Origin of the sequence: Pseudoalteromonas sp. XMcav11-Q, assembly GCF_040104525.1 — a bacterium.
Lineage (GTDB): Bacteria > Pseudomonadota > Gammaproteobacteria > Enterobacterales > Alteromonadaceae > Pseudoalteromonas.
On sequence record NZ_JBECOX010000009.1, the window covers coordinates 73,082 to 86,982 of the forward strand.

Sequence of the window (13,901 nt, forward strand, 5' to 3'; positions counted from 1 at the left end):
AGCTTTTCAGCTGTTTGCTCATCTATTCACAAAAAATAGATATAAATCGCCAATACCAAATAAAAAGGAGCACAATTATTCACATTATTTTTTCTGGTCAGACCAGATGAGCGTTCCAATTGCCGGTAAAAGCAGCACAGCACCCAGCATATTTACCAAGAACATGAAGGTTAAAAGGATACCCATATCAACCTGGAACTTAAGCGCAGAGAAAATCCATGTGCTTACGCCAATCGCCAATGTGATACCCGTAAACAGTACCGCACTGCCTCGTTCAGCAAGTGCATTTCGATAGGCGACCGACAACGGCATACCTTGCTTAAGCTGTCCCATCATAGAGGATAGAATATAAATGCCATAATCGACACCTATTCCCACACCCAAAGCAATTACTGGTAACGTCGATACTGTTAACCCGATTTCAAGCTGCACCATAAGCGCCTGAGCCAGCGTTGATACCACATATAAAGGTAGTACCACTGCGATAGTCGCTCGCACGCTCCTAAAGCTCGCTAGGCACAACAGGATCACCGCGCCGTACACATAGATCATCATAGGAACCTGCGCCTCGGAAACGGATTCATTTGTTGCCGCCATCACACCGATTGGACCTGATGCTAATTTAAAGGCAACGTCATCAGTTCCCTCTTCTTCTGAGAACGCTTTTATCTTCGCAATCACATGGTCGATAGATTCGGCCTTATGATCTGCCATAAAGATGATAATAGGCATCACCGAACAATCACCGTTAAGTAGCCCTGAGCTTGTTTCCACTCGAGAGGTAGCTTGAACTAGAGAAGCAGTATTTCTTGGTAACGTCTGCCATTTTAAGTTACCTTCGTTGTACCCAGCATTAACCGCTTGTGCAACAGAGCTCAAAGAAACTGCCGATTGTACACTGGCCAAATTTTCTACGCGCCATTGGAAACGACTAATACGCTCCATTGTATCGTGCTCAGTACAAGCCGCAGGTGTCGCTTCGACAATGACCTTTAAGATATCAGAAGAAATTGCATAACGGTCTGAGATAAGAAAAGTGTCTTGGTTGTATCTGGCATCTTCATGTAGCGCCGGTGCACCAGCATGTAAATCACCAATACGCATTTTTTCAGATTGCCAGTAGCCAAATGCGAATAGTACTGCACTGATAAGTAAAATCACTCTGGCCACTTTTTTGTCTGTGGTTTTCACCAAGGCCTCTCGCATTGCCTCAAACATACCATGGCTGGCGTTTTTACCATCACCAAGTCGCTTAATATTTGCAGACTCAAAGAACGATGCCATTACAGGAAGCAGTACCAAGTTGGTAAAGATAATAACTGCAACCCCTAAACTGGCAGTAATAGCAAGTTCACGAATAATGCCGATGTCGATTGCCAGTAAGGTTAAGAAGCCAACGGTGTCCGAAAGTAGAGCAATGCCACCTGGGATAAGTAATGCTTTAAAACTCGCTTCAGCAGCCACTTTGCAGCTTACCCCTTCCGCTACTTTTTTACCTATCGCGTTGATCATTTGCACACCGTGACTCACGCCAATAGCGAAGACTAAGAAAGGCACCAAAATAGACATAGGGTCAACACCAAAACCCAAAGTACTGAGTAAGCCCATCTGCCAAATCACAGCAATAAATGAACAAACAATCGGAAGTAGCGTAAGCTTAAAGCTCTTACAGAACATCCAGACCATAATAAAGGTAAAAGCAATTGCTAACGCAAAGAAAAGCACTACACCTTTCGCACCATCAGCAATGTCACCGGCCATTTTCGCAAAGCCAATAATATGTATGCTCACTTTGTCAGTGCTAAGAGGCGCTCGGATCTCAGACTCTAATTTTTGCGCAAAGGCTAAGGTATCAAGCTTTTCTTGAGTTTGCGGATCGGTTTCCATTAGCTGAGCGGTTACCATGGCACAAGAATAATCGCTCGCAACCATACGACCCACAACTTTTGCTTTTTCAATGTTCTGCTTTACAACCGCTAGGCCTTGTTCAGTAGGTTGAAAATTAGCGGGAATAATAGGTCCACCGGCAAAGCCGTCCTCTACCACCTCAACGAATCTCGCACTGGGTGCAAAGATTGAATTCACCAGTGGACGATTAACACCTGGGATAAAATAGAGCTGATCATGCACCGCTTTTAGCTGAGTGAAAAATGGCTCATTAAAGATGTCACCATCTTTATCACAAACAGAAATAAGAATACTATTTGCACCACCAAACTGTTTTTCGTGCTTCAAGTAAACTTTCATGTATTCATGATTTAGTGGAATATTTTTGTTAAATGAAGCATCGAGCTGAATTTGCGTGGCTTTGAAGCCCAAAAATATCGTCGTCAGTACGAAAAAAGACACGACGGTAATACGATGCCTAAAGATGGCGTATACCAATTGATTTAAAAACGCTTGCATTAGTTGTTCACCTCTACCTCAGCAATCCCCTGCTCCGTAGCTAGAATTAGCTGATTCTTTTTAACCACACCTGCTAAAATAGAGTGGCCGGTTTTTAGTTGTTTTGAGGTTAGCTTACCTGCTTTCAACGTGAATATTACGCCGCTGTTAGCAAACATATAGGTCACATTATCTTTGTGGGCAATACTATTTATTGTCGCCGTTTTTTGAGTATCAAGTTGAACTACTTGCTGTGCATTGCCAATAAATGCGTTACCCCTAAGGCCCGCAACAATAAGTTGCTTATCTGAGGTTTGATCAACAGCAAAAAATGAACCGCGATAAAAAGGCTCAAATTTTTGCCATGTTTTTCCTAAGTCATCACTTTGTGCCACAAGTCCCATTTCACCGGCAAGGTACATCATGCCTTCGGCGATCAACAGGCGATTAAAATGGGGAAGAATAAACGCCGTTTCTTGTTCGTATGCCGCGGGGTCTTGCTCTTTTAAATCGGCTAAGTAGTCGACATCATCGGGGTGAACAAATTCACTGATAAAACGTTTTGTCCAAGACTCACCACCATCAGTGGTTTCAAAAAACATGCCATAAGCGCCCACAGCAAAGCCGTGTTGTTGGTCAATAAACTCAATATCAAGACAAGGCTTTTCCAATGTTGGTAGATATTGTTTTAGCGCCCATGTTTTACCACCGTCTGTGGTTTTGATTATGCTAGCGTCGTGGCCACAAGCCCAACCAATATCTTTGCCTTTGAATGTCACAGAGGTCAACAGTGATTGAATTGGCACCTCTGCCTGCGTCCAGTTTTGCCCTTCTTGTTTAATAATTATTGTGCCGTGTTTACCTACCGCAATTAACGCATCACCGTTATCTGTAATATCCGTGAAAAGCGTTTGTTCTGGGTGAGCGACCATCAGGGCTGATTTTGCTGAAATCTGATCACTACTTTCGGCTACTGCTACATGCGCCATAGTTAAAATCGAGGCTGCTACTAACTTCTTCATCATGAGAAAACACTCGAGTTGTGAGAGGAAAGGAGGAAGAAGGCTGAAGCGAGGTTGCTTCAGCCTGATAATATTTGATTAACGGCGACCCTCACGGCGCAGCGCACCCTGAGTAAACTCGTTATCGTTGAAAGACTGACTGAAGTCATACATGTCTTCTTCGTTATCTAACCCAATCGCAAGGTAGCGACGAGAGTTTAGATCATGATAGACATCCAACGTACTCCAATGCGTCGGCACTTCGTAGTAATTAAGACCATGTGCCATCGCGACGCGATACATCTGATCACGGTTATCATAGATATCCGTTACGTGGATTTGCCAGCTATCTTCATCAATATAGAACACACGCTTTTTGTAAATATGGCGAGTGCCTTCTTTCAGGTTAGCTTCGACTACCCATACACGGTGTTTTTCGTAACGTACGTGTTCAGGGTTGATGTGGCCAGCCATCAAGATATCATCATACTTCAACTTGTCGCTATGTAGCTTGTAACTGTTGTAAGGGATATACATCTCTTTTTTGCCAACAAGTTTCCAATCATAACGGTTTGGAGAGCCGTTAAACATATCAAAGTCATCTGTTGTACGTAAGCTATCTGACGCAGTTCCTGGTGCATCATATGCAACGTTTGGCGCACGTCTTACACGACGCTGGCCTGCGTTATAGGTCCAAGCCTGACGAGGTGTCAAAATTTGGTCCATGGTTTCATGTACAAGCAATGCAGTTCCAGCGAGACGTGCAGGTTCTGTCACCTGCTGCTTAAACTTAAACAAGATATTTGACTCTTGCAACGCTTCAGGCGTTGCATCTGTTGCAGAGTACTTAACCAGTAATTGCTCATCGAAACCGATAATGTTGTAAGCACCTGACTCCGTGGGCATCGCTTGACCGCCGTAACGTGCAATCGACAAGCCACGGAAACGCAATAGGTGGTTCCAGATAGCTTCTAAGCCATCTTTCGGCACCGGAAACGGAATACCGATAGCGGTATTTTTAATGCCGTTACCACCTTCGATCAGCTCTGCTGTTGAAGCGTATTTCTTTGTTGCATCATACACAAACTGCGGATAAGACGCGCTGCGTCTAGTTGGGTAAATGTTCATTTTGAACGTTTCTGGATACGTTTCAAATAGCGCAATTTGACCTGGACTTAACAATGACTTGTATTTATCTAAATTTGATTTATCAATTGTAAACAATACTTTGTCATCAGCAAATGGATCTGGATGGTGCATGCCCACTTCATAACCAGCTGGAGGCGCGGTGATCCCACCATTCCAAGCCGGAATACTGCCATCAGCATTACCCGCTTTCTCTGCACCGATAGGCGTCAAGTCTTTACCTAAACGTGCTACTTCGTCAGCGCTCATCTTAGCCATAGCGCTGCTGGCAGACATCATTGTAATTATTGTTGCTGCGATAAATGTAGGTTTTCTAAACATATCGAAAGCCCTTAAATTGAATACTTAATGTTGAATGAGATGAAATCACGGTCCGCAAAGGTATTCGTCTTACCACCACCCCAAAACGTGTTATAGCCAAAATCAAATGACCACGAATTTAGGTAGTTAAAGTTAAGATTAATGCCCAGCGATTTACGATCCTCAATGAACAAGAACATAGGATCAGGGGTGATACCGTTAACATCATGTGAGAACACTACGCGTGGAGAAAAATTCACACCACTGAATAGGTTGTTATACTCACCCTTTGCAATAAGGCGATAGCCCCATGCAGAAGCCGATGGGAATGGATTGGTCTCTGGACCATTTGAAACCGCTTGGTGGATAAGATTGTAATCTCGGCCAGAAAGCCCCTCAATCGTGCCACTTCGGCCAGTACCTGAAACATTCAAACGAAGCTCATCGTACTCTGGCATGTCTTTGATAGTAACTGCGCCTACTTCACCAACCACAGCCCAACTATCTGCACCGAGCGATGGGCCGAACAAATGTGTTGCAGTAAACTGTGCTTGAATAGTGTCTCGCAAAATATAACCTTGCGCGACTTCACCGGGACCCACAAAAGCGATATCGTCCCCTTGACTAAGCTGAGATAAACCAGCCAAATCATCACGCAGACCCGCAGCGGCTAACTGCTCAACCATACCTGCGTAAAGTAGTTCAACGTCATCTATCTGTAGTGGCTCATCTTGTCTATATGCCACTTCACCAGCAAATGCGGTTTCACCGATCGCGGTATTAAAACTTAAACCATACAGTTTGATGTCTTCTGGGTAGGTAATTTGCGCTTGAGTAAAGGCGTTTAAGTTAGTGACATTGTCTGCGGTAATTTGATTTTGTGCGATGTAAGCTAAATCAGCCATGATCGCTTGCTCTGTAAAGTTAGATGCTTTACCAGAAATCAAAGGTCTACGGCTGTGGTAATTAATGTAATACAGACCAAATTCAGTGTCATTTAGCTCTGGAGAGAAAATGCCTAAGCGTAAACCGTACTGACCACCATCATCGGGTTCGCTCTTCCCGTTATTTCCTTTTCCTTTAAGCGCCACTTTAGTCGGATAAGCCATATACATGGACGCTGCAGCGCTGCCAACTGCTTGTGCTGTTGGTACTACACCTTGAGCAACCAATGCGGCCGTTGCATCAGCATATAAGCTGTTTAATGCATCCGTTAGGTGATACAGATCAATATCAGGGTTTGAGGTAAAACCAAGCTGAACGTTTTGCATATAACCGTTTTCAGATGCAAAATCATTGGTTGAGAAGTAACTACCTGTTGCTGGCAATCTGGTTTCATGCCATTGATACTGATAAAAGCCTTCAAGGTTAACGTTTTCAGACAAACCAATCGACGCCCAAAGCATACCGACAGGGATAAAGGCTTCTTTTACTTCAGAGCCAGGCGCTTTCAAACGGTCAATATCCACTGGGTTGACGTTAATGCCGTGGGAAATAAGCGTACTTTCACCCCAGTTAACGACTTGCTGACCTAAACGCACGGAGAGCGGGTTTTTGCCATCATTGAGGTCAAAATCCGCCCAAACAAATGCATCTAGCAAGCGTAAATCCGAACAGACTTGTTTTCTGGTATCGTCGTCTTCACACGGGTCAACTTTTTTGCCTGAAACAGGGTTGCTATACGCAAAATCCCCATCTTCCATCGCAAAGTCGTAGAAATACATGAAACGAGTGAACAAACCATAGTTATCTTTGGTAATTGCTAAATCATGGGTACCTTTTAACAACTGAGAGAAAGTATCTCCAGAGTCAAAATTTAGGTTACCAGCATCACCATTATTTGAATAGGCACCCTGTTGTGACCAGATCTGTGACGAAGAATAGATGGTATTGCCAGTGGTTGCTTTATAACCATCCCAGTTAAACTGTGGATGATTACTTTTACCGATGAAATCAAAGTTACGATCTTCAACGCGAATGCTTTGACCATAAGAAAAAGTCGAGTCGAAGGTAATTTCGAAATCACCAACCTCAAAACTGGCCGCGTGTACTGACGTGGCGGCAGCTCCCATTACTGCCGCACTAAGACCGAGCATGATTTTGTTTTTCACAAAGAGCGATCTTTTTATCATTATTTCTCCCCCTTTTGGCGGGTCATGTCTAGAGCTTAAGCTCTTAGAGTTATTGTTTTTTGTTGTCTAAACGATAGAAGCGAAACCGCGAAAATACAAATACTGCTCCACTAAATCAACGCTTTTTCGCCTCTAGGGGCGTATTTTACTCTTGGTAAGACGTCCTACCAGATAATTTATAACACGTATTTCAAGCTTATAACAAACTCATTTAACAAAAATAAAATATGTTTTGCAGTTCTACTTCGATTAAGTGACTTTTTCTAACGATAGAAACTTATTGCTATCATCCAAGATGAGACGGAATCTCCCCCTGATCCCAATTGATGAAATAAAGGGGCGAATACGCTCTGCGGGGAAGCGAATACTCTTGCCCCCATCTTCAATCACTTGCACTGAAGTATAGTGCCCGTAGTAGTAACCGAGGCACTTGTCATAACTCAAATCCATGTAAAAGAAGTACTCTTTCATCTACTGCGCTAGCGCCTTCTCTACCTTCTCATATAAGTCGTCGCTTAAGCCTTCTAAGTTAGCCAAACGACTCAACTGTGCCCGCATCAGTTGTTGGCGCGTTTCATCATAACGCTTCCATGACATGAACGGCGTGATCATACGAGACGCATTTTGTGGATTGATACTGTTTAGCTCCACTAATAGGTCTCCCAATAACGCATAGCCCTTACCATCTGTACGATGGAATTGCGCAGGGTTAGTTCTTGCGAAGCTTCCTATCAATGCGCGAACACGGTTAGGATTGCCTTTGTCAAAACAAGGATGCGCATAAAGCGTATTTATATTCGATATCACCTCGTCGTTGGATAAGCTTGCACTTAATGCAAACCATTTGTCCATGACTAGACTATCGTGACGCCATTGACTATCAAATTGACTGAACAAGCTTTCCATCTTTGTGTGCTGCGCGGCGACGGCTGCTTTTAATGATGCCAACTTAGTGGTCATATTGCTTGATGAAAATTGATTATCTAGCGCGCTGTCAACACTATCGGAATCTGTTTTCGCTAAGTAATAAAGCGCTTTATTTTTAAAGGCTCTGATCGCGACATCCTTTGCTTCTAATGAGCCTGAGTCTTGCAAAGATAAATAAGCGTGTTCAAACACCGATTGCAGTGATTGCGCAATTTGCATTTCAAATGCATCAGAAATTGAAACGAGTTTGTCTACTGGGATAATTTCAAATTGACTGGCTAACGTATCAAACGTTGGTAAAGTCAATAGCTCAGCCAGTAGCGCAAGGTCTCCATCTAACGCTTCCACCAATGAGGACAATGCACCGAGGACTTTTGAATCCAGTGCGAAGTCGTCTGACGTAACCGCTCGTTTAACTTCAATCATAAAGATTTGCTGCACTGCTTCCCAACGAGCGTAATCACTACGTGCAAAACGCAATATGTGTAGTAACTCATCAATAGTATAGCTGTACTCCATAAGCACAGGTGCTGAGAAATCTTCTAGTAATACAGGAACTGGTTTACTTACAACTTGCCCAAACTCAAACCGCTGTTCAAATTCAGTAATATCTAACGCTCGTTGTATTTCTCCGTGCTTTGTTAGCAACGGAATGCTTTCACCTTGCTCATCCAAAAGCTCTAGCTTAAAAGGAATATGCAGTGGCGCTTTTACGGGGTCGCAATCAGCATGGCTTTGGCTCACCGTAATCGCATATGTTTGTGCCTGTTTGTCATACTCGGTAGCCACTTTTACTCTTGGCGTGCCGAATTGCTCGTACCATAGTTTAAATTGCGTTAAATCAACACCAGAAGCATCCATCATTGCATTAACGAAATCATCGCACGTCACAGCTTGTCCGTCATGACGCTCAAAGTAGAGCTTCATCCCTTTTTGGAAGTTTGCTTCCCCCAATAAGGTGTGCATCATACGGATCACTTCAGCACCTTTGTTATAAACAGTTACGGTATAGAAGTTATTCATTTCAATAACTTGCTGTGGCCTTATCGGATGTGCCATTGGCCCCGCGTCTTCTGCAAACTGATGCGTACGCATCGCCATTACCGCGTCAATACGGTTTAGGCCTCGAGAACCTAGATCGCTGCTAAACTCCTGATCTCTAAATACGGTTAAGCCTTCTTTTAAACTAAGCTGAAACCAATCACGGCAAGTAACCCGGTTCCCAGTCCAGTTATGGAAGTATTCATGTCCAACTATCGATTCAATGGTGTGAAAGTCTCGGTCTGTCGCAGTCTCTTGGCTTGCCAACACACAGGCACTGTTAAAAACATTCAGACCTTTATTTTCCATTGCCCCCATATTGAAAAAATCAACCGCGACAATCATGTATATATCGAGATCGTATTCCAAATCAAACCTTGACTCATCCCACTCCATGGCCTTTTTTAGTGACGTCATAGCATGGGGAGCTTTATGTAAATTGCCTTTATCGACAAATAACGCCAACTTCACCTCTCTACCCGACTTAGTGCTGTAGTTGTCTTCTAATACATCAAAATCGCCAGCAACCAAGGCAAACAAGTAGCTTGGTTTTTTGTGCGGATCGTGCCATTTTGCAAAATGTCTGCCGTCACTTAAGCTTCCTTCTTCAACTTTATTGCCATTTGATAATAAGTAACGATACTTTGACTCACCGATGATCGTCACCGTATAAGTCGTCAGTACATCAGGTCTATCCATAAAGTAGGTGATTTTTCTAAAACCTTCCGCTTCACATTGCGTACAATAAGCGCCATCAGAGAGGTATAAGCCTTCAAGTGAGGTGTTTGTTTGCGGCGAAATTTTAGTGACAATTTTAAGCTCAAAGGCCTTTGGCAAGTTAGAAAGAATCAATTCTGAGTCAGATTCTTCAAGGCTTTGCCACTCTTCACCATTTACCTGACAAGATACTAACTCTAAGTCGACACCATCCAAAATTAATTGTGTCGCATCGCTCACAGCGACAAACTGACTTACAGCAGTCACTAAGGTATTTCTTGGGCTTAACTCAAAGGTCAAGCAAAGCGTATCAACGGTATGGCTTGGTGCAAGGTAATCTTTAAGAAATTTGGCTTGTGGTTTTTGAGTCATATATAGTCCTTACAAAAACGCCCCAAAAAGGGGCGAGTGATAAAACAAATTTGATATCGCCAATTCTAAGGATAGGCGTTTAATTTCTACTTGACCTGTTGGAAAAGGCCTGATCAAGATTGCAAATGCGCTATTTTACGCTTGCCCTGCTTTCTCATTTGGTTCTTCCGCGTTTACTGTTGGTGGCGTAATCTTAAGGATCTTGATACCAAGATACGCGTAGATGACCGCCAGCACAGGATTGATCAAGTTAAAAAATGCGTACATGGCATAATCAAACGGATTGATCAGTAGTACACTCTGCATATATGCGCCGCAGGTGTTCCAAGGGATCAGTGGACTGGTGATTGTGCCACCATCTTCCAGCGTACGTGAGAGGTTTACACTCTTCAAACCGCGCTTTTTGTATTCTTCTTTGAACATACGACCAGGAACAACAATCGCGATGTACTGATCCGCGGCAACTAGATTTGTACCAATACAAGTTGCAATAGTCGAGGCAATTAGTGAGCCTGTGCTTTTTGCAATTTTAAGAATGCTGCGTACGAAGACATCAAGTAAGCCAGTTTTTTCCATAATGGCACCAAACATCAATGCCGTCATCACCAGCCAAGTTGTCGTTAGCATTGATGACATGCCACCGCCACTTAGCAAATCGTCCATTTTTGCATCGCCTGTTTGCAACGCAAAACCGTCAAAGAAAGTTGCCCACACCAATTTCACATAGCCCACTAACTCACCTTGGCTAGCATCAATTTGACTTGCAATAAGGTCTCCTTGGAACAGCACTGCCCATATCGCCCCCATCACCGCGCCGATTGAAATCGCCGGAAAAGCGGGCATCTTCTTGATAGCAAGCCCAAGCAGCACCAGCAAAGGAACTAGCATTAGCAGGTTAATGTTGAAGTTAGTTTGTAGTATCGACACAATTTCATCTATTCGCCCCGCTTCACTTGACGCTTCAGCATTAAAGCCCATGACAATAAATATAATAAGTGCGATTACAAAGCTAGGTACTGTGGTCCAAAGCATATGCTGAATATGATCAAATAAATCACTACCGGCAACTGCAGGCGCTAAGTTTGTGGTTTCAGATAATGGGCTTAACTTATCGCCAAAATAAGCACCTGAAATGACTGCACCCGCGGTTACGACCTGATCTAAGCCAAGCCCCGTCGCGACACCTAGTAGCGCTACACCTATGGTTGCGGCCGTCGTCCATGAGCTGCCTATACTCATCGCCACAATTCCACAAATCAAACAACTCGCGGCATAAAACCAACTTGGATTGATAATTTGTAGTCCGTAATATATCAGTGTTGGGACTGTTCCAGACAGCAACCAAGTACCGATTAAGGCACCTACCATCAATAAAATGATAATAGCACCAAGAGAGATAGTTATCCCCTTTATCATCGCTTCTTCAAGCGTCTTCCACGTAAAACCGTTTTTTAGACCGACAAGCGCCGCAGTGAATGTTGCAAAAAGTAGGGCTATTTGATTTGGACCTGATGATGAGCTGTCACCATAGAGGTACACCGCAGCACCGAGCAAAGCGACCAACAATGTGATCGGAATAAGGGCGTCAATAAATGACGGCTGTTTTTGTTGTTTCAAAAGGAATACTCCTACGCACGACGACCCATGCTTATAATTATTTTATTTGCAGTATACCGTTTTGAGCCGTTTTGAGTAGCTAGGTTGCCAGTGGTCGAGCCACGCACCATTCTCAAAAAGCCTCAAAAGAGTATCAGCTTAGAAAATCTGGCAGATGATAACAAAATTAGGTAAGTAAAAGTAAGTGTAAAAGGCATAATAAAAGGCGCTTGAAGCGCCTTTTATTTATTTTTTAACTTCGTTTTTGGCTACCCGCCCGTATGAAATTAGGTCCTGCGTGATAAGCGCAGCCTCTTCAAGGTAAGGGTCTAATTCTGAAATAACCTCTGGTGCATCGTCCAAATCTTTAACTGGCTCTAAACCGAGACGTTTCAGCCTTTCATTCGTGCGTTTTAATACCAGATCATCGCGGTCTTCACGCTCTTTGATACGCTCAGCTTCAACTAATGAAATCGCCTTATCGTCCTTGCGCGCTTTGTATTCTTCAATATCTTTATAAATATATTCGAATTCTGGCTCTGCTTTTACTCGCTCATCATGGCGCTTACTCAAGTATTGGATAGTTGGCGACAAATTATCGAGGCTCGCATATTTTGCACGAACGATACTATCCCAAGGCAACGCATTATCCTCTTGGCTCTCTCCCCACTCTTCTGGGTTAATTGCCGATGGTAGCAAGATATCAGGGATCACGCCTTTATGCTGTGTACTGCCACCGTCGATACGATAAAACTTCGCAATCGTGTAGGTTACACTTCCCAAAGGATTTTCGAATAAATCGTAATTTTTACCGAGGCCACGATGTTGTTGCACGGTGCCTTTACCAAAGGTTTGCTCACCAATCACTACTGCTCGGCCATAGTCTTGCATCGCAGCAGCAAAAATCTCGGATGCCGATGCACTGTAGCGATCAACTAAAACAGTCAAAGGTCCATCGTAGAAGGTAATGCCATCCCTATCTTGTTGACTTTCGACACGATTGTAAGCGGTATGGATCTGAACAACTGGGCCTTGGTCAAAGAATAAACCGGATAGCTGGGTCGCTTCGTAAAGCGAGCCACCACCATTTTGACGAAGGTCAATGATCACCCCATCTACTTTGGCTTCTTTAAGTTTAGCGATTTCAGTTTTTACATCTTGAGAAAGATTATTGTAGAAACTCGGGATTTCTATCACGCCTATTTTGCTTTGTAGCTCAGAATACTTGGCTTCAAAGACTGAAGACTTAACTGCGCGGTCTTCTAATTTTACTTTGTCACGAACAATTTCAACGACTTTTGGCGTCCCGTGACTATCAGTACCTTTAAGGTATTGAAGTCTAACCTTGGTCCCCTTAGGGCCTTTGATGAGATCGACCACATCATCTAAACGCCAGCCGATAACATCTACAAATTCTTTATTATCTTGTGCTACACCGATGATTTTGTCGTCTGGCTTAAGCTTTTCGGTTTTGTCCGCAGGGCCTCCGGGGACTAAACTACGGATCACAGTATAATCTTCATCGTAACTTAATACCGCACCAATACCTTCCAGCTCTAAGTCCATATCCATTTTGAACTGTTCGGCACGGCGTGGCGAAAGATAAGATGTGTGCGCTTCAATGCTGCGTGCAAACGCATTCATGATTACTTGGAATGCATCTTCACTATTCGTTTGGACTAGGCGTTTTTGCGCATTCTTGTAGCGCTTGGTAAGGACTTCTTTGATCTCTTCCCAATTTTTCCCAGTCAATTTTAAGCGCAGCGCATCAGATTTAACGCGCTGGCGCCAATATTCGTCAAGTTCGCTTGTCGCGGTTGCGTAATCTTGCTCTTCTCTATCAAAAATGAACTCATCTTTTTTGTCAAAGTTCATTTCTTTGTCGAGTAAGCCAATGGCAAAATCATAGCGCTCAAAGCGACGCTTCATGCTTAGGTTAAACATATCATAAGCAAAACCCAGTTTTCCTGAGATCAATGCATCATCAAATTGCTTACGATACTGTTGAAAACTATCGATATCCGACTGCAAAAGCAAAGACTTGTTAAAGTCGACGGCTTCTACGTAACGATCGAAAATTCTATCCGATAAGCTGTCATCAAAGCTGAAGCGTTTGTAGTGTTGCCGAGTAAATAGGTTAGTCACTCGTTTACTAGCCGTGGTGTGTTGCGCTTCAGGTTTAAGAACTGGCAAGTCCTTAATAGTGACTGTGCTTGTTGAGGCTAAAGTAACACTCGATACGAACGCGGCGACTAGGGAAATGAGTGGTAACTTTTTACTCATA

Annotated in this window: 8 protein-coding genes; all 8 read right to left on the reverse strand. The window is 43.4% G+C overall.

The window, feature by feature from the left end; translation table 11 throughout:
- Window positions 1-84 precede the first annotated feature (84 nt).
- The 8 genes from ABMY45_RS15170 to prc all read right to left on the reverse strand — a co-directional run bounded on the left by ABMY45_RS15170 (window position 85) and on the right by prc (window position 13,900).
- Window positions 85-2,406: an MMPL family transporter gene (locus tag ABMY45_RS15170; protein ID WP_349289094.1), complete on the reverse strand. Its 2,322-nt coding sequence runs from the start codon at window positions 2,404-2,406 to the stop codon at window positions 85-87.
- Window positions 2,406-3,407 (reverse strand): YCF48-related protein, encoded by a 1,002-nt coding sequence (locus ABMY45_RS15175; RefSeq protein WP_248298729.1) that lies wholly within the window; start codon window positions 3,405-3,407, stop codon window positions 2,406-2,408. Before ABMY45_RS15175 ends, ABMY45_RS15170 begins: the two co-directional genes overlap by 1 nt.
- Before the next feature lie 78 nt (window positions 3,408-3,485).
- On the reverse strand, window positions 3,486-4,853 hold the full coding sequence (locus tag ABMY45_RS15180; RefSeq protein WP_349289095.1) for a DUF1329 domain-containing protein: 1,368 nt from the start codon (window positions 4,851-4,853) through the stop codon (window positions 3,486-3,488).
- An 11-nt stretch (window positions 4,854-4,864) separates the two neighbouring features.
- On the reverse strand, window positions 4,865-6,964 hold the full coding sequence (locus ABMY45_RS15185; RefSeq protein WP_010604629.1) for a DUF1302 domain-containing protein: 2,100 nt from the start codon (window positions 6,962-6,964) through the stop codon (window positions 4,865-4,867).
- Between the two features lie 249 nt (window positions 6,965-7,213).
- The gene (locus ABMY45_RS15190) at window positions 7,214-7,435 is read right to left on the reverse strand and encodes a DUF2835 domain-containing protein (protein WP_010604628.1); all 222 of its coding nucleotides are present in this window, start codon (window positions 7,433-7,435) and stop codon (window positions 7,214-7,216) included.
- The gene (gene pepN / locus ABMY45_RS15195) at window positions 7,436-10,021 is read right to left on the reverse strand and encodes an aminopeptidase N (RefSeq protein ID WP_349289096.1); all 2,586 of its coding nucleotides are present in this window, start codon (window positions 10,019-10,021) and stop codon (window positions 7,436-7,438) included.
- Between the two features lie 135 nt (window positions 10,022-10,156).
- Window positions 10,157-11,638: a Na+/H+ antiporter NhaC gene (nhaC, locus tag ABMY45_RS15200; protein ID WP_010371552.1), complete on the reverse strand. Its 1,482-nt coding sequence runs from the start codon at window positions 11,636-11,638 to the stop codon at window positions 10,157-10,159.
- Window positions 11,639-11,863: 225 nt separating this feature from the next.
- Window positions 11,864-13,900, reverse strand: coding sequence for a carboxy terminal-processing peptidase (prc, locus tag ABMY45_RS15205; RefSeq protein ID WP_349289097.1), 2,037 nt, complete (start codon window positions 13,898-13,900; stop codon window positions 11,864-11,866).
- Window position 13,901 lies beyond the last annotated feature (1 nt).